The sequence below is a fragment of the Streptomyces sp. LMG1-1-1.1 genome (genome assembly GCF_040815545.1).
GTDB lineage: Bacteria > Actinomycetota > Actinomycetes > Streptomycetales > Streptomycetaceae > Streptomyces.
The window spans coordinates 1-17,654 of sequence record NZ_JBFPNH010000001.1 but is presented as its reverse complement, the minus strand read 5'-3'; the positions used below and the strand labels follow the sequence as shown (position 1 = coordinate 17,654).

General features: G+C 71.8%; 12 protein-coding genes and 2 pseudogenes. 5 read left to right on the top strand and 9 right to left on the bottom strand.

Annotation, left to right across the window (positions count from 1 at the left end):
• Positions 1–48: 48 nt before the first annotated feature.
• The 6 genes and pseudogenes from MRBLMG1_RS00075 to MRBLMG1_RS00045 form a co-directional block, all read right to left on the bottom strand.
• Positions 49–411 carry a hypothetical protein gene (locus MRBLMG1_RS00075; protein ID WP_367819485.1) on the bottom strand — a complete coding sequence of 121 codons (363 nt, stop codon included), beginning with the start codon at positions 409–411 and terminating at the stop codon, positions 49–51.
• A 131-nt stretch (positions 412–542) separates the two neighbouring features.
• On the bottom strand, positions 543–758 hold the full coding sequence (locus MRBLMG1_RS00070) for a hypothetical protein (RefSeq protein WP_217171192.1): 216 nt from the start codon (positions 756–758) through the stop codon (positions 543–545).
• 233 nt (positions 759–991) lie between these two features.
• Positions 992–1,937, bottom strand: a pseudogene (locus MRBLMG1_RS37430) (winged helix-turn-helix domain-containing protein).
• Positions 1,938–2,078: 141 nt separating this feature from the next.
• Positions 2,079–4,685 (bottom strand): non-ribosomal peptide synthetase, encoded by a 2,607-nt coding sequence (locus MRBLMG1_RS00055; RefSeq protein ID WP_367819483.1) that lies wholly within the window; start codon positions 4,683–4,685, stop codon positions 2,079–2,081.
• Between the two features lie 41 nt (positions 4,686–4,726).
• A complete protein-coding gene (locus MRBLMG1_RS00050) occupies positions 4,727–5,092 on the bottom strand; it encodes a hypothetical protein (protein WP_367819482.1) in 366 nt (121 codons plus the stop codon).
• Positions 5,092–6,771, bottom strand: coding sequence for a condensation domain-containing protein (locus tag MRBLMG1_RS00045; RefSeq protein ID WP_367819481.1), 1,680 nt, complete (start codon positions 6,769–6,771; stop codon positions 5,092–5,094). Before MRBLMG1_RS00045 ends, MRBLMG1_RS00050 begins: the two co-directional genes overlap by 1 nt.
• A gap of 264 nt (positions 6,772–7,035) precedes the next feature.
• Between MRBLMG1_RS00045 and MRBLMG1_RS00040 the strand changes: the two genes are divergently transcribed.
• The 5 genes from MRBLMG1_RS00040 to MRBLMG1_RS00020 are packed head-to-tail and all read left to right on the top strand — an operon-like array spanning position 7,036 to position 15,350.
• The gene (locus MRBLMG1_RS00040; RefSeq protein ID WP_367819480.1) at positions 7,036–9,531 is read left to right on the top strand and encodes an amino acid adenylation domain-containing protein; all 2,496 of its coding nucleotides are present in this window, start codon (positions 7,036–7,038) and stop codon (positions 9,529–9,531) included.
• A complete protein-coding gene (locus MRBLMG1_RS00035; RefSeq protein WP_367819479.1) occupies positions 9,528–11,087 on the top strand; it encodes an argininosuccinate lyase in 1,560 nt (519 codons plus the stop codon). Before MRBLMG1_RS00040 ends, MRBLMG1_RS00035 begins: the two co-directional genes overlap by 4 nt.
• Positions 11,084–12,007 (top strand): kinase, encoded by a 924-nt coding sequence (locus MRBLMG1_RS00030; RefSeq protein ID WP_367819478.1) that lies wholly within the window; start codon positions 11,084–11,086, stop codon positions 12,005–12,007. Before MRBLMG1_RS00035 ends, MRBLMG1_RS00030 begins: the two co-directional genes overlap by 4 nt.
• A gap of 18 nt (positions 12,008–12,025) precedes the next feature.
• Positions 12,026–14,290 (top strand): pyridoxal-phosphate dependent enzyme, encoded by a 2,265-nt coding sequence (locus MRBLMG1_RS00025; RefSeq protein ID WP_367819477.1) that lies wholly within the window; start codon positions 12,026–12,028, stop codon positions 14,288–14,290.
• Positions 14,291–14,306: 16 nt separating this feature from the next.
• On the top strand, positions 14,307–15,350 hold the full coding sequence (locus MRBLMG1_RS00020) for a GntG family PLP-dependent aldolase (protein ID WP_367819476.1): 1,044 nt from the start codon (positions 14,307–14,309) through the stop codon (positions 15,348–15,350).
• A gap of 320 nt (positions 15,351–15,670) precedes the next feature.
• On the opposite strand, the gene MRBLMG1_RS00015 is transcribed toward MRBLMG1_RS00020, so the two are convergent.
• The 3 genes and pseudogenes from MRBLMG1_RS00015 to MRBLMG1_RS00005 all read right to left on the bottom strand — a co-directional run.
• Positions 15,671–16,513 carry a phenylalanine 4-monooxygenase gene (locus MRBLMG1_RS00015; RefSeq protein WP_367819475.1) on the bottom strand — a complete coding sequence of 281 codons (843 nt, stop codon included), beginning with the start codon at positions 16,511–16,513 and terminating at the stop codon, positions 15,671–15,673.
• Positions 16,514–16,644: 131 nt separating this feature from the next.
• Positions 16,645–17,058 carry a hypothetical protein gene (locus MRBLMG1_RS00010; RefSeq protein ID WP_367819474.1) on the bottom strand — a complete coding sequence of 138 codons (414 nt, stop codon included), beginning with the start codon at positions 17,056–17,058 and terminating at the stop codon, positions 16,645–16,647.
• A gap of 78 nt (positions 17,059–17,136) precedes the next feature.
• Positions 17,137–17,654: pseudogene (locus MRBLMG1_RS00005) on the bottom strand (AMP-dependent synthetase); the annotation flags it as partial.

Genomic DNA, 17,654 nt, shown 5'->3' with positions numbered 1-17,654 from the left:
GTGGTGGCGGCGTCAGAGTCCGAGACGTCGGCTGTTACCGGCTCGGGTTCAGGACGACGGCTGTAGCCAGCGCCGCGCCGCGGAGAGGTTCACCTCGACGTCATCGCTCCAAGAACAGACCTCCAGCCATGAGAGGTAGCCGCCTTGCGCGAAGACCAAGACCTCACCAGGGCACTCGCCGGTTTCGGTGAACAGCTGTACGTCGGCAGCCACGACGGTGCCGGGGCCCGTTGGCGCGGGCTCCAACGCGTCGGCGTCAAGGTCGAAGTAGGCAGTGCCGCACCCACACTTGCACCGGGATTGGACCCTGTGTTGGGGCACCTGCCGTCGGAGGGCGACGTGAATCGGCTCGTCGGGGTTCAGGACGAGGCCAAGCACGTCGGCTACATCCTCGGGCAGACTTTCAGGCATGCCGCCACCGTAGCTGACCAGCAGCTTCGGGCTTCGACCGATTTCGGGTCCGTCGACCCGACGCTCACAGGGCCAGGTCGGTGCCGCCGGCCAGCTGTCAGGCGAACGGCACCGACATCACTCAATCGAGTTCAGTAGCGGGCGAGGGTCCAGTTCGTGAGGCGGTCCACGATGTCGAGAACCGACCTGCGTGCCCCGGCGGAGATGAACGCGAAGACGACGAACGAGGGGATGAGCGCCACGATCACGACCAACGCGGGCAGCAGACGGACCACGATGGTGCAGAAGTCCAGCAGGGCGCGGAGGGTCCGGGTCTGAGACAGGAGGTCGATCAAACGGTCCAGCAAGGTGTACTCCTCGGATACGCGAGCGGGGTCACCTGGTGTCCGACTGAGGGCATACGTCTCCCTCGGACGGTGCCTTGTCAGGGCAACCAAGCTAATGAAGAACCCCGCTGGCCCGCGTTTCACGAGTCAGCGGCAGGTTCGAAACCTGCTGCGCATCCCTGTCTCCCTGCATATCGACCTACGGCGCCGGACAACAGTCCGGCGGGCAGCTGAATTTACTGACCGCCACACCGTCATTCAAGGGCGAATTTTAGTCCCTGTCTAGAAACGCTCGAAGCTACTGCCTGAGCTTGAATGCGTGATGCCGGCCAGTCGTCCGTGATCAGGCCGCTGCTGGTCAGGCAGCCGTCGACCAGGTCCGGACGGTACTGGATCTGCTTGAGCCTGCGCTTGACGGCGCGAGTGATCTGGCCGAGGTCGGCTGCGGCGAGGTTGCCGATGTCGCGTTTGACCAGTGACCAGATGCCCTCTTGCAGGTTCAAGTCCGGTGCGTAACTCGGAAGTTGGAAGACGGTGAGCCAGTCCGCGTGGTCGGCGATGAATCGGCGCATCGCCTCGACCAGGTGCATGCGCAGGTTGTCCCAGACCAGCACGATCGCGTTGAGCCCTTGCGTCCCCAGCTTCTCGCTCGCGGCGGCGTCATCGACTGCCCGGCTTCGTCCTCGAAGACGATCCAGCCGTCACATGCCGCCGCGGTGCTCTTACCCGCGGCCAGGTCTCCTTCTTCCAGACCTCGACCGCCGCGTCGTCACGCTCGATCGCCCGCCGAGCCGGCTGCTGCCAGGACCAGCCGTCCCGCTTCAGCAGCAGCCACGTGCCCTCCACGGTGTAGCTCACGTGGAACAGCCGGCCGATCAGCGTCTAGATCCGGGCCAGTGTCCACCGGTGGTCGGCCCAGCCGTGGACCAGCGGCCCACGCTCCAGTTCCCGTTCCAGCCTCGCGATCTGTGCTTCGCCGAGCCTCGGCCGCCCCGGCGATCCCGTCGACAGGACCCCCGCTTCACCGCGCTCGCGCCACTGACGGCGCCACCGTTCCACAGACCGCTCACTGACCCGCAGCGTCGCAGCGATGTCCCTGTTCTTCTGCCCGCCTTGGAAGCGTGTCACGGCCTGCAGCCGGACCCGCTCCCTCGCGGCCCTTCCGATGTCGGTCAACCCGCCGCCCTGTGCGTATCTCACAGTTCAGGGCTACCGGGACGGACCGACCACCATCAGGCGAACGGTCCGACATCACCCAATCAAGTTCAGTAGCAGCAGCGTCGTACGGACGAAGGCGCCGCCCCGGTGGGGGCGGCGCCTTCGTCTCGGGTGGGGCCGGTGTCAGAGGAGCTTCGCGAGCTCGGCGACGGTCGGGTTCCGGACCAGGGTCTGGGCTTTGAGTTCGACACCGAGATCGGTGCGGATCCTGGTCCTCAGCCGGGTCGCCAGGAGCGAGTCGCCGCCCAGGCTGAAGAATCCTTCGTCGACGCCGACCCGTTCGAGGCCGAGGATGTCGCGGAAGATGGCGCAGAGCCGTTCCTCGTCGGGCGTGCCGGGGGCGCGGCCCGCACCGCCGCCGTACTCCGGGGCCGGCAGGGCGGCGCGGTCCAGCTTGCCGTTCGGCGTGAGCGGCAGCTCGGGCAGCGTGACGAACGCGGAGGGCACCATGTACGCGGGCAGGGTCCTGCGGACCTGGTCGGCCAGGGCCGCCGGGTCCGGGGCCGGGCCCTCGCCCGGCACCACGTACGCCACCAGGCGCTCGTCCCCGGGCTGGTCCTGCCGGACGATCACCCTGACCCGGGCGACCCCTTCCTGGCGGGCCAAGGCGGTCTCGATCTCGCCGAGTTCGATGCGGTAGCCGCGTACCTTCACCTGGTCGTCGGTGCGGCCGGCGAACATCAGGACGCCGTCGCGGGTCCAGCGGGCCAGGTCTCCCGACCGGTACATCCGCGCGCCCACGCCGTGGAACGGGTCGGGGACGAACCGCTCCGCGGTCAGGGCCGGGTTGCCGACGTAGCCGCGGGCCAGGCCCGCGCCGCCGAGGTACAGCTCGCCGACCGTGCCGGGGGGCACCGGGTTCAGGTGGTCGTCCAGGACGTACACGCGCCTGTTGGCCATGGGCTTGCCGATGGGGACGTCGCCGGTCAGGCGGTCGGCCCGCGCCACGGTGTGGTGGGTGACGCACAGCGTGGCCTCGGTGGGGCCGTACTGCGGGTGCACGACGAGACCGGGAGCCGCGTCGAGCACCGTGCGCACCGCGACCGGCGAGATGACCTCGCCGCCCGTGTGCAGGGCGACCATGCCGGTGAACGCGGCGGCCGAGTCGTCGGCGATGCTGCGGAAGAGTCCACCGGAGATCAGGGCGCCGGTCACGCCGTGGCGTCCGACGAGGTCCTTCAGGCCCCGTGCGTCCAGGTCCCCGGGCGGCGCGATGACCAGGTGCCCGTTCCTGAGCAGCGGCGCCCAGATCTCGCCCGTCGACACGTCGAACGCCAGCGGCGAATGCACCAGCATCCGCTCCAGTGCCGCGTCGTTCCAGGCGTGGTCGAGTGCCAGGGAGACCACGTTCCGGTGGGTCACCAGGATGCCCTTGGGGACGCCGGTCGAGCCGGAGGTGTACATGAGGTACGCGGCCTGGTCGGGCAGCGGCTTGCGGTCGAGGTCGCGGGTGGCGGCGGCCGCCTCGGCGTCGTTCTCGGTCACGAGGAGCACCGTCGTCGCGCCCCGCGCCGCCGCGTGGCCGGCGTGGCTCGTGTCGGTGAGCAGGATCCGGGCGTCGGCTGCGGCCATCACGCCGCGCATGCGTTCCGCCGGGTGGGCCAGGTGCAGGGGGAGGTAGCAGCCGCCGGCCTTGAGCGTCGCGAGGACCGCGACGACCTGCTCGGCGGACCGGTCCATCAGGACGGCCACCGGCTCCTCGGGCCGGACGCCGGCGCCGATCAGCCGGTGGGCGAGCGCGTTGGCGCGGGCGTTCAGGTCGGCGAAGGTCAGCGACACCTCGCCGCTCACCAGGGCCACCGCGTCCGGGGTCTCCCTGACGCGCGCCTCGAACCGCGAGACCAGCGTGTGGTCGACGGCCTCGCGCTCCGGGCCGCTCGACGTCTCGAGCCAGGCGGTGCGTTCCCGGTCGGAGAGCAGCTGGACGCGGGACAGGGCGGTGTCCGGCCCGGCGGAGAACGCCGCCAGGAGCAGGAGCAGACGCTCCGCCAGGGACGCGATCGTCTCGGGGTCGAACAGATGGGTGTCGTAGGTGATCTCGCCGACGATCCCCGCCGGGTCCCCGTCGCCGTACGGGCGCTCGGTCAGGACGAAGGAGAGGTCGAAGGAGGAGTCGAAGGAGAGGTCTGCTGAGGAGTCGACTGAGGGGTCGGCTGAGGAGTCGGACGGGGCCGCGCCCGTCGAACCGGGCTCCGACATGGCCTCGTCGTTCACGGCGACGCGGACCTGGACCAGCGGGCTCCGTCCGGCGTACGGCGTCAAGTCGACCAACTCCGCGAGCCGTTCGGCGGTGACGTCGTGCAGCGCGCGGGCCGCGCGGTCGGCCTCGCCTGTGCGCTCGACGAGCGTGCGGGGGGTGGGGTCCCCGGAGGCGTCGATCCGGAGGACGTGGTGGTGGGCGAGGAACGCCGCCGCGTCGCCCTGTCGCAGACCGGGGCGCGCCGCGGCCGGAACCGCGATCGGCAGGTCGGTGCCGGCCCCGAGCCGGGCGAGCAGGCCGGCGACCGCGGCCCGGACCACCGTCCCCACCGTCGTACCGGTTTCCCCGGCCGTCGCGAGAAGGGCGCGGTGGGTCTCGGGGGTGACGTCGAACCGGTGCGGCTCCCTCACCGACGTGGGGTGAGCCGGCCGCGGACGATCCGTCGGCAGCGTCAGTTCGTTCGGCAGCGAGGCCAGCGTGCGCGCGCGGCGCTCGATGAGCGGTGCGGCGTCGGCCGTGGTCGTCGACATGCCATCCTCCATCCAACTGGTAGTGGTTCCCGGCAGCGGCATCAGTCGGGGCACTCGCTTTCGCTGATGAACCTGACGTGCCGTTCGTCCCGTTCGTCGAATGCGGGCGCCACGGTGAGAACCATCTCCATCGCGCCGAAATAGAAAATGCGGGTGTTCGGCGGGGCGGTGATCAGATCGGTGGGTCCGGCGGTCACCGCCTCACCGTCCAGATGGAACACTCCGTGGCCGCTGACGATGTAATACGTGTAGGAACTCCGGGTGTTGTAGAACTCCTGGAAGTGCCCCCGCTCGACGTTCACCCGCACGACCGTCGCCGCCGGGTCGCGCACGCCGTACACCGTCAGGTCGATGCCGTGTTTGGTGAATCTCCCGGCTTCCTCGACCGTGTGCCTGTACGTGGTCATCACGGGGCTCCGGCGGGCTGCCGCAGGTGCTCGGCGGACGCCGCTTCGAGTTCGAGCGGCGACGAGAACTCGAAGACGAGGCTCGTCGGGGGCCGCCAGCCCGCGAGCGACTCGTAGTGCGACAGCAGCATGGGGACGAGCAGCGAGTAGCCGCCGACCTGGAAGAAGTCGTCGTCCTCGTCGATGTCGTCGCGTTCCAGGATGTGCCGGAACGCCTGGAGCCAGAGCGAGCCGGCGGGGTCGCCACCCCCGGCGGCGGGCTCCTTCCCTGCGGCGGGCCGTGCTTCGGCGGCCGCCCGGGGGCTCTCGTCCGCGTCGTGGCCGTCCGGGGCCGACGGCGCGACCACGCTCGGCGCCAGGGTGCCGATCGGCGCGGCCGGCTGCTCGGCGTAGGCGCGGAGCAGGGCTTCGAATCCCGTGGCGAGCCGCTCCACGTCCTCGGGCCGGAAGACCTGCGTGGAGTACTCCCAGACCAGTTCGTACTCGTGGCCGCGGCTGCTTCCGTGGAGGACCTTGCCGGGCATGACCACGACGCTGAGGTCGAACTTGGTGCTGGCGGCGCCCACGGCGATCTGCATGTCGACCGAGAGGCCGGGGACGTCGATCGGCGGGCAGGGGGCGTCGTGCATGGCGAACATGATGTTGAAGAGGGGGTTGCCCAGTCCCTTGCTGCTGCGCTTGAGCGCCTTCACGAGGTCCTGGATCGGCGCCGACTCGTGGTCGATGGCGTCGAAGATCGCCTCCATGGCGTCCAGGGCGACGTCGCCGCCCGGGGCCAGGGGATCGATCGCGAGGCGGAGGGGGACGGCGCCGACCATCATGCCGACCGTGCGCTCGAAGCCGGGGGGACGGTTGGCGAAGGGCATCCCGATGACCAGGTCGTTCCGGCCGGAGTAGCGGCGGCAGAGCTCCCCGTAGACGGCGAGGAGGGTGGCGAAGACGGTGTGGCCGCCCTCCTGGGCGACCGCGGACACCCGGCCCATGAGGTCGGCGGGTACCGCCTGCCGGAACTGCCCGCCGCGGTGGTCGAACAACGCGTCGCGCCGGGAACCGAGACCGGGGAACTCGACGCCGAAGCGCGCCCCGTCGAGCTTGTCCGCCCACCAGGCGACGTCGGCGGCGACGCGGGCGCGGTACTCGTCGGAGCCGGCGTACGCCACGTAGTCCTCGTACGAGGGGGCGACGACCGCGGTGAAGCGGCCGCCGGTCACCTCCGCCTCGTACTGCCGGAAGACGCCCGCGAGGAACTCGACGGTGGACCGGCCGTCGTGCACCAGGTGGTGCTCGGTCATGAAGAGCTGCCAGTGGCGGTCGGCGAGGCGCACCAGCGTCCAGCGGACCAGCGGGGCGCTGCGCAGGTCGAACTCGGCGCGCACCTGGTGGCGGAGGAGTTCCGCCCGCCGCTCCTCGGAATCCCCGGCATTCCGCAGGTCGTGCTCGGGAATCTCCACCTGGAGGTTCTCGACGACTTCCTGGAAGGCGATGGCGGAGCCCTCGTCGCATATCCGGATGCGCATCGCGTCATGGCGTCCGACCGCGTCGCCGATGCACCGGCGGAGTATCTCGGGCCGGATTTCGCCGTGGAAGTCGATCACCGCGGTGGCGTGATAGGCGCGGCTGTCGGGAACTACCTTCTGCTGCAGCCAGACGATTTGCTGTGAGGCGCTGAGCGGGAACACACCAGGTCTCCTTTTGATGCGACTGGTGGCGAGTATGCAGGCTCGCGGGTGGCATTCCGGTACTGGCACCTGTCAGTACGAGCGCCCTCCGCGGCTCTCTAGCCTGCTCGTCAGCGGCCGCCATGGCGCTCCACAACACGTTTGATTTTCTGGTCAGTTGAATGCAATGGAATCCAGGCCGCCCCTCGTTCGGCCGGAAAGGCTGGCACTGTGACGGAGAAGGTCGAGGCAGTAAGCGGTCAGCAGTCGCGTGGAGTCGGGCCGGTGCGGCCCCTCCCTGATCGCCGTGCCCACGAGCTCTTCGAGGAGTGCGCGCGCAACACGCCGTCAGCCACGGCCGCCGTGCACCGCGGCACCCGCTGGACCTACGCCGAGCTCGACGCCGCCGCGGACCGCGTCGCCGGGGCGCTCCTGGCGGCCGGTCTCCGGCCCGAGGGCGTCGTGGCGGTCGTCAGCCGGCGCTCGCTCGACTGGCTGGCCGCGATCCTCGGCATCTTCAAGGCGGGCGGGGTCTACCTGCCGATCGACCCGGCCTACCCCGACGAGCGGATCGCCGACCTGCTGCGCCGCAGCGGGAGCCGGCTGGCCCTGGTCGAGGAGGAGGTGTCGGCGCGTCCGCTGGAGGACGCGGCCGTCACGGCGCTCCCGCTGGCGCCGCCGGCGGCGGCCGACGCGGCGCGGCCGGGCCGCGTCGGGGACCGGGCGCTCGCCTACATCTACTTCACGTCCGGCTCCACGGGCGCGCCGAAGGGGGCGGCCTGCGAGCACGCCGGCATGCTCAACCACCTCCTCGCGAAGGTCGAGACGTTCGAGCTCGAAGCGGGCACGGTCGTCGCGCAGACCGCGTCCCAGTGCTTCGACATCTCGCTGTGGCAGGCGGTCGCGCCGCTGATCGTGGGCGGCAGCACCGTGATCGTCGATCCCGAGCAGATGCTGGACGTCCCCGGCCTGCTGCGGCTCCTCGCCGCGGAGGACGTCGGCGTCCTCCAGCTCGTCCCCAGCTACCTGGACGTGATCGTCACCAGGCTGGAGGCCGGGGACCTGGCGCCCGGCTCGCTGCGGATGCTCGGCGTCACCGGCGAGGCCGTGAGCCCGCAGGTGCTGACCCGCTGGTTCAAGCAGTGCCCCGAGGTGCCCGTGGTCAACGCGTACGGCGCAACCGAGGCGTCGGACGACACCACGCACGAGGTCATCCGCGGCATGGCGGACGGCGAACAGGTCACCGTCGGCGTGCCCATCCGCAACGTCCTCGTCGACGTGATCGGGCCCGACGGACTGCCGGTGCCGGACGACACGATCGGCGAGGTCACGTTCTCCGGCGTCTGCGTCGGCCGGGGCTACATCAACGACCCCGAGCGCACCGCCGAGGCCTTCGGCGACGACCCCGTCCGGCCCGGGCTGCGCCGGTACCGCACCGGTGACTACGGGCACTGGCTGCCCGACGGCCGGCTCCGGTTCGTCGGCCGGCGCGACGAGCAGGTGAAGATCAGCGGCGTCCGGGTCGAGGTCGGCGAGGTCGAGTCCCAGCTGCTCCGGGTGCCGGGGGTCCAGACGGCGTGCGTGATCGTCATGCCGGACGGCGCGAGCAAGCGCCTGGCGGGCTTCTACACCGCCGAGCAGGCGATCCCGACCGTCCGCGAGCTGCTGGCCGAGCGGCTGCCGGTCCAGCTGGTCCCGCGGACGCTGCGCTGGCTGCCCGAGCTGCCGCTCACCGACAACGGCAAGGTCGACAAGCGGGCTCTCACGGACCTGGAGACGAACAGCGCGAGCGGCAACAGCCTGACGCCGCCGCGGACCGCCACCGAACGGCGGATCGCCACCGTGTGGGCGGAGGTCCTCGGCCTGCCGCTCGACGAGGTCGGCCGCAACGACGACTTCTTCGCGCACGGCGGCGGATCGCTGGCCGCGGTCCGGCTCGTCGTGCAGCTCGGCGGGATCGTCTCGCTCGTGGACCTCATGGCGCACCCGGTCCTCGCCGATCTGGCGGCGGCGGCCGACGGCGCCGGCTCGGACGAGTCCCCGCTCCTGCAGCCGCTCTCGGTGCCTTCGAGCGCGACCACGGCCCTGGTCTGCGTACCGTACGAGGCGGGCAACGCGCTCAACTTCGAGGCCATGGCGCGGGCACTGGCCGCCTCCGACGTGGCGGTGTACGCCGTGGAGCTGCCCGGCCACGACATCGCCCGGCCCGACGACGAGCTGGTCGGGCTCGACCGGGTCGCCGGCCGGCTGAGCGAGGAGATCCTCGACCGGATCGAGCTCCCCGTGGCGCTGTGGGGCCACGGCGCGGGCGTGGCGCTCGCACTGGAGACCGCGCGTGCGCTGCGGACCGCCGGGGCGGCCCCCCGGCACCTGTTCCTGGCCGCGGCCACCCGGCCAGAGGACGGCGGCGGCGCACCGGCCGCCGCCGGGTCGGCGGACATCGGCGCCTGGCTGCGCGACGCCGGTGCGCTCACCGACGTCGACCAGTCGCGGTCGAGCCGCACCGAGCTGATCGAGCGCGCCTACCTGCACGACCTCGGGGAGGCAGAACGCTCTCTCGTCGCCTTCGCCGAGCCACTCGACGTGCCCGCGACCCTCGTCGTGATCCCCCGCGCGCCCGGCGAGAGCAATGCCGCGGCACGCTGCGCGGAGCTGCTCCCCGGGGCGCGGACCGCCCGCATCGAGGGCGCCGGCCGCTATCTCGTGCGCAGCCACCCGGGCGCGGCCGCCGATCTCGTCGCGGCGACGCTCGCGGACGCGGAGAAGGGCGGCACCCGTTGAGGCTGACCGGCCGGCTCGCGGCGGCACCGGACGACTTCGTCAGGCGGGAGTTCCTCGAACCGCAGTTCCGGCACGAGGTCGCCCACCTGCTGCCCTGGTACGTGCTGATCGAGAAGGCGCTGCTGCGCGAGTACCACCGCCTCGGCGTGCTGTCGGCACGCCAGGTGGAGCATCTCGCTTACGCACTCGGCGAGTTGACCGAGGAGAGGGTCACGGCGGGTGCCGGTGCCGCGCTCACCGACATCGCGCTGGCCATGGAGACCCGGGTGACCGAGGCACTGCCCGAGCCGGTGCCGGCCTGGCACGTCGACCGGAGCCGCAACGACCTCCAGGCCTGCGCCCAACTCCTCTACGGCCGCGACCAGGTGAGCGGGATCGCCGCGATGCTCGGGGAGCTGGCCGAGGCCACGCTCGAACAGGCCTCCCGCGACGTCACCTCGCCGATGCCCGGGTACACCCACCTCCAGTCGGCGCAGATCATCACGCCGGGGTTCTATCTCAGCGCGGTGGCGGAGCACGTGCTGCGCGTGTCGTCGCGGCTGCTCGCCACGTACGACCGGATCAACTTCTCGCCGCTCGGCGCCGGCCCCATGGCCGGCCAGGAGCTGGCCTGGGACCGGGACTGGCTGGCGGAGGCGATCGGCTGCGCGGGCCCGGTCCCGCACGCCCTGTCCGCGGTCGCCTCGCGGGAGTGGCTGCTCGACGTCGCCGCGGACATCGCGTCCGCGGGCGTGGGCTTCAGCCGCGTCCTGACCGACCTGATGGCCTGGTCGTCGAGCGCCTACGGGCTGGTCGAGCTGCCGGACGAGCTGGCCGGCATCTCGGCGGCCATGCCCCAGAAGAAGAACTACCCGATCCTCGAACGGCTGCGCGGCCGCACGGCCCATCTGACCGCCTTCTACGTCGACTTCGCGACGGGCCAGCGGAACACCCCGTACAGCAACATGGTGGAGGTCTCCAAGGAGGCGGGCCTCCACGCGAGCACCATGTTCGGAGCGATCCGCGCGGTGCTCGCCGGGTTCACCCTGGTCGTCGACCGGCTGGAGTGGCGCACCGACCGGATGCGCGCCGTCTGCGAGGAGGACCACTTCGGCGGCTTCGGCCTGGCCAACGAACTGACCCTGCGGGCCGGCGTACCGTGGCGGACCGCCCAGGTCATCGCGGGCCGGTACGTCACCGCGGTGCTGGCCCGGGGCGACGGCGGGGCCGGGCACGGCGACCCGGCGGCGCTCGCCGCGGCGGCCCGGGAGGCGGGGCATCCGCTGGACGACCCGGCCTCGTACCTGACGGGCTCCGCGGACGTGGACGCGCAGCTGCGCGCGAAGGTGTCCGCGGGTTCGACCAGCCCCGATTCCGTGGCGGCGCTGCTCGCCGAGCAGCGCAAGCGGCTCGACGCGCTGACGGCGGAGTGGGACGCGCGCCGGGCCGCGGTGCGGGAGGCCGTCGCCGCGACCGACGCCGCCGTGGCGCCGGGCGGCGAGGGCGAGGGCCGGCGCGGTGGGCACGCCGAAGGCCGGGCGCCGGTCGGCGAAGCGGCCGCCGGGGAGGCCGTATGACGAGCCGCCAGCTCGTCCCGCGGGCGGGCGGGCACCACGCGTCTCCCGCCCGGGCCGTCGCGGTCAGTTCCGCCTTCGGCACCTTCGGGGAGCTGCTCCAGGGCGCGCTGCCCGACGACGGGCCGGACTTCCTGGTGACGCTGCCCATCGCCAGGTGGGCCACCGCGACGTTCGCGTACACCAGCGCGGACAGCGGTGTCGAGGTGGTCCCGGCCTCGAAGACGAAGGCCCGCAGGGTCGCCGAGGCCGTGCTCGCCCGCTACGGCGGGGGCGGCGGGTCGCTGCGGCTCGACGGCTCCCTCCCGGAGGGCAAGGGCCTGGCGAGTTCCTCGGCCGATCTCGTGGCGACGGCACGGGCGGTGGCGAGCGCCGTCGGCGTCGACCTGCCGCCGGGGGTCATCGAGGACGTCCTGCGGCGGATCGAGCCGACGGACGGCGTCATGTACCCGGAGGTCGTCGCGTTCCGGCACCGCGACGTCGCGCTCCTCGACCGGCTCGGCGGCCTGCCGCCGATGACCATCGTGGGCATCGACGAGGGCGGCACCGTCGACACCGTCGCGTTCAACAGGATCCCCAAGAACTTCACGGCGGCGGAGCGGGACGAGTACGCCCGGCTCCTCGACGACGTACGGACCGCGGTGCGGGCCGGCGACGCGGCCGCCATCGGCCGGGTCGCGACCCGCAGCGCCCACCTCAACCAGCGCCTCTGCCGCAAGCGGACGCTCAGCGCGATGACCGAGCTCAGTGCCGAGGTCGGCGGGGTCGGCGTCGTCACCGCGCACAGCGGGTCGACGATCGGGCTGCTGCTCCCCCATGACGTCCCCGGCTTTCGGAGCCGGCTTGCCGAGGCCATCAACCGGTGCGGGCAGCTCGCGCACCGCGAACGGGTGCTCTGCTACCAGACCTTGGCTTCGAGCTGACAGGAAGCGGAACAAGCGATGATCTTCAATGACGTTGTCGACGCCATCGGGCACACGCCCCTCGTGCGGCTGCGGGCGCCCGCGGACGTGACGGTGGCCGCCAAGCTCGAACTGCAGAACCTGTTCGCGATGAAGGACCGGGTCGCCCGCCAGGTCGTTCTCGAGGCACGCGCGAACGGGGTACTCGCCCCCGGCGCGCCGATCATCGAGAGCTCCTCGGGCACGATGGCGCTGGGGCTCGCCCTGGTGGGCCAGGCCCTCGGCCACCCGGTGCACATCGTGACCGACCCCCGCATCGACGCGATCACCCTGGCGAAGCTGACGGCACTCGGCTGCTCGGTGCACGTGGTCGAGGCGATGACGGCCAACGGCTGGCAGAGCGCGCGGCTTGAGCGGCTGGCCGCCCTCCGGGAGGAGTACCCCGGCGCGTTCTGGCCCCGGCAGTACACCAACCCGCAGAACCCGCTCGCCTACGCCGCGCTCGCGAAGGAACTGGTGACGGACCTCGGCGGGGTCGACGTCCTCGTCGGCGCCGTCGGCAGCGGCGGGTCGCTGTGCGGCACCGCCCGCGCCCTGCGCCGGGCGCTGAAGGCCGCCGGGAGGTCCGGGCCGCTGCGGGTGATCGGCGTCGACGCCGTCGGCAGCGTCCTGTTCGGCCAGCCGGACCAGCCGGGGCGCAAGCAGAGCGGCATCGGCAACAGCCTCGTCCCGGGCAACCTGGACCACGCCGAGATCGACGAGATCCACTGGCTCAACGACCACGAGGCGTTCGCCGCCACCCGCGAACTCGCCCGCGAGGAAGGCATCTTCGCCGGGAACTCCTCCGGTTCGGTCTACCGGGTGCTGACGCACCTGGCCGCCACCGTCGCCCCCGGTACGCGCGTCGTCGGCATCTTCCCCGACCGCGGCGACCGCTACGTCGACTCGATCTACGACGACGGATACTGGGAGCGCGCCGGGCTGCGTGAACTCCCCCTGACCAGCGCGCCGTTGCAGGTGCCGTACGGCACCGAGGTCGGCAGCTGGGCGCGGGCCGACGTACCGTCCACGCCACGCCGCCGGATGGTCTTCGTCGAGTCGAACACCACCGGCACCGGCATGCTCGCGCTCTCCCGCGCCAGGGACCTCGGCTTCACCCCCGTGCTGCTCACCAACCGCCCCGGCAGGTACCCGGGCATCGGCGAGGCCGACTGCCAGGTCATCCGCTGCGACACCAACGCCGCGGACACGCTGGCGGCGACGCTGCGCGCCCACTTCTCCCCCGACGAGGTGGCCGGGGTGACGACCACCAGCGAGTTCTACCTGGAGGCCGCCGCGTCGCTGGCCGCCGCGCTCGGCGTGCCCGGCAATCCGCCCGAGGCGGTGGCGGCGTGCCGCCGCAAGTCGGCGACCCGCCGGATCCTGACGGACGCGGGACTGCCCCAGCCGGTGTCGGTGCCCGTGACGCGGGCCGCCGACGTCGCCGACGCGGTCGCGGCGACGGGCCTGCCGTGCGTGGTCAAGCCGGCCTCGGACTCGGCGTCGACGGGCGTGCTCCTGTGCGCCTCCGTCGAGCAGGCCCGTGACCACGCCGCGAAGCTGCTCGCGATCACGCACAACGTGCGCGAGCAGGCGGTCCCGCCGGAGGTGCTGGTCGAACAGCTCGTCCAGGGAACCGAGTTCAGCGTGGAGACGATCTTCGCCGACGGCGGGCTCCGGCTGGTGGGCGTCACCCGGAAGTCGGTGTCGCCCCCGCCCTCGTTCGTCGAACTGCGGCACGTCTTCCCCGCGCCGCTCGACGAGACCGCGTCCGGCGCGATCGAGCGCGTGGTACGGGCGGCCATCGAGGCGATGGGACTGCGCCACGGCGCCTGCCACACCGAGCTGCGCCTGACCCCGGAAGGGCCGACGATCATCGAGATCAACGCCCGCCTCGCGGGGGGCATGATCCCCGAGCTGATCAGGCTCGCGGGCGGCCCCGACCTGCTGACCCAGCAGCTGCGCGCGGCCACCGGGCTGCCCGTCGAGCTCCCGTCCGGAGAGCTGACCCCGACGGGCGTCTCCTTCCTCACGAGCTCCGCGGAGGGACGACTGGCGAGCCTGGAGGGCCACGAGGAGGCCCGGCGCCTGGCCGGTGTGGCGGAGGTCCACATCGCGCGCCGACCGGGCGACCCCATCCGGCCGGCCACCGACGCCTACGACCGCATCGGTCACGTCATCGCCTCGGCCGGCTCGGTCGCGGAGCTCGACCGGTCGCTCGACGCGGCGCTCGACCACATCACTGTCCGTTTGACGAACGATTGAGGCAGGGCGAGTCGACATGATCGAAATGCGAAGCGACACCTTCACGCTGCCCACCGAGCAGATGCTGTCGGCCATGACACAGGCCGCACTCGGCGACGACGTGTACGGCGAGGACCCCACGGTCAACCGGCTGGAGGAACTCGCCGCGAAGAGCGTCGGCAAGCCCGCCGCCTGCCTGATGCCCAGCGGGACCATGGCGAACCTCGCCGCCCTCCTCGTCCACGTACCGCGCGGAGGGAAGGTGCTCGTCGGCAACGAGAGCGACATCTACCTGTACGAGGCCGGCGGCGCCAGCGTCTGCGGCGGCATCGTCTACGAGCCGATACCCACCCGGCCCGACGGCACCCTCGCCCTCTCCGACCTGGCCGCGGCCTTCCCGCCCGACCCGGAGGACTCCCAGTTCGCGCTGCCCAGCCTCATCTGCGTGGAGAACACCCACAACCGGATGGGCGGCCGGCCGCTGAGCCTGACCTACCTGGCCGAGCTCCGGAGCTTCGCCGACGAGCACGGCCTCCCCGTGCACATGGACGGCGCCCGGATCTTCAACGCCGCCGTGGCGACGGGTGTGCCGGCGGCGGAGATCGCCGCCCACGCGGACTCGCTCCAGTTCTGCCTCTCCAAGGGCCTGTCGGCGCCCATCGGCTCGATCCTCGCGGGCGACACCGCGTTCGTCGAGAAGGCCCGGCGGGTCCGCAAGATGCTCGGCGGCGGCATGCGGCAGGCCGGCGTCTTCGCCGCGGCCGGCGTGGTCTCCCTGACCTCCATGATCGACCGGCTCGCCGACGACCACCGCCTCGCGGCCCTGTTCGCGGCTGGCCTGGCCGAGGTCGACGGCATCGACGTCGACCCGGGCTCGATCACCACGAACATCATCCTATTCCGCGTCACGGCCGAGGGCCTGGACGACACCGCCTTCCTGCACGCCGCCCAGCAGCGCGGCCTGGCGATGGGCGAGTTCGGCCACGGGCGCATCAGGGCCGTCACGCATCGCGGTCTCACCCCGGAGGACGTCTCCGCCGCCGTCGCGATCGTGGCGGACATCGTGCGCGAGGTGCGGTGAACCGGGGGCGGGGTCCCCGGTCGACCGGCGGCTGACGACGCATAGCGACCGAACGACGGAGAGCGGCGGCGGGTGAGGCACCCGCCGCCGCTCTCCGTATGCCCGGAGGTGAGGCCGGCCGGGCGGGGGACCCTCACGGACCAGAGCCGCCTGGACCGGGCCTGAACCGGGTCGGCCTGAACCGGCCTGGACCGGCCTGAACCCGGACTCTGCGGACGCCGCCCGCGCATGTGCCGGACTCGCACAGCCCCGCCCGCACATACGGACACGGCCGACGGCGTCGTCGCCGTCGGCCGTGTCGCCGCGTGGAGCCGGCCGGCTCAGTGCCGGCTGCCGACCGAGCGGGAAGCCCCCCTGAACAGGGCCGCGATGCTGTCGTCGTCGCACGTGTCCCAGAAGGAGCCGACCAGGTCCTCGACCTGGTTCATGGAGTCCGCCTCGAACAGGAGCGGCTGGTACGTGGTGATGTCGTACTTGATGTCGACGAGGCTCGCGATGTCCAGCTGTCGGAACTCGGCGCCGCGGAAGTGGTCGAGTTCTCCGTACGAGGAGACGAGCGTCGCCCCGTAGGCCTTGCGCTCGCCGCGCTCGCGGACGACACCGCATTCCAGGGTGAACCAGAAGACCTTGCCGATGAACTGGAGGGCCTCGTCGCTCTCCACCCGGTTCGCGGCCTCACCCGCCAGCCGGTACAGACGGACGAACCGGTCGTTCGCCAGGATGTTCCCGTGGCCGACGAGATCGTGCAGCATGTCGGGGTCCTCGCTGTAGAGGGGAGCCCGCGGATGCCGGATGTACTGGGTCGAGCGGAAGACCGAGTTCGCGAGACTCCCGCAGAACTCCCTCAGCGGTACGAGCGTGGCGGCCGACTGGAGCCGGAACCCCGATATCGATGTCAGGCGGTCGCTCACCTCGCGCAGCTGCGGTACGTGGTCCAGCGGGATGGCCAGCGCCTCGGCCGACTCCAGGTACTCGGTGGCCGCGTCCACACGGTGCCGGGCGTCCAGGGCGGCGCAGGCCAGCCGCCACACCTCGTGCTCCCAGTCGACGTAGTCGACCAGTGGTACGGGGCCGTCCGGCGTGCCGCCGGCCGACAGCGCCGCGATCTCGCCGCGGCGCATCTCATAGGCGGCATCGGTGACTTGGTCGCGCTGCCCTTGCATGAGAGATCACTCCAATTCGAAGAAGAACGCGTGAGAGAGCCCGCCGGCGCCCTGTGCGCGGGCACCGCCGGATCGACCGCACCGGTCACGCGCTCCTCCCGCCCTCTCGTCGCGGAGGGCGGCACGCGTGGTCAGGCGGAAGGCACGCCGAGGACGCTGTGCTCGGCAACTTCAGAGGTCATGTCGATGACGCCCGACAGCGATCGCATCAACCGCGTCATCGAGGAACGGAGCTCCCTGGCGGGCTCGTCGAGCAACACCGCGCTGATGACGAGCTCCAGCACGAGGCAGTCGTACTCCGCCGACGGCGACGCGTAGCGCGGGGCGTGCCCCTCGACGACCGCCCGGGAGATCCTCCACCCGACGGCCTCGGTCGGCCGGAAGACGGCTTCGTAGATTCCGTAGCCGGTCCCGCTTCGGTGAAGCGAGAGGGTGTCGTCGCGGCAGTCGGCCGCCCATTTCGATCCGCCGCCTCCGCGCGAGCCGGCCGACCGGATGCGCTCCCACTCGGCGCCTGACCAGATACGCCGAGGCAGTACGGGCATGATCCGGGGCGTCACGAGGGGATGCAGGTCGCCGGCGGGAAGGGACTGAGAACTGCTTCCACGAGAGGACATGCTCGCTCAGACGCTCATCTCCGCCGCCTGCTTGCGCAGGGCGAGCCGGTCGACCTTCCGGTTGGGATTGAGCGGAAGCTTGTCCAAGTGCACGTAACGACGCGGCAGGACACTGTGCGGCAGCACGGCACGCACACTGTCCGCGAGCACCGTCTCGGGGACTTCCTCGCCGGTGTAGAACACCACGAGCTCGTTGCCGTGGGCGGCCGGGCGGGGAACGGTCACCGCGTCCCGCACGCCCTCGCACTCCCGCACCACATGATCCACCTCCGCGAGCTCGACCCGCCAGGCATGGACCTTCACCTGCGAATCCATCCGCCCGACATACGCCAGATCACCCTCGGCGTGCGCGCGGACCCGGTCACCGGTGCGATACCAGCGCCGACCGTCCGCCACCACGAAACGGCCCTCGTCGTGCGCGGGGTCGAGATAGCCCGTCGAGATCTGCGGACCGGCAAGCCACAGCTCACCCTCCACATCCGACACCTCACCGTCCTCGTCCACCAGCCGGAACTCGTGCCCCG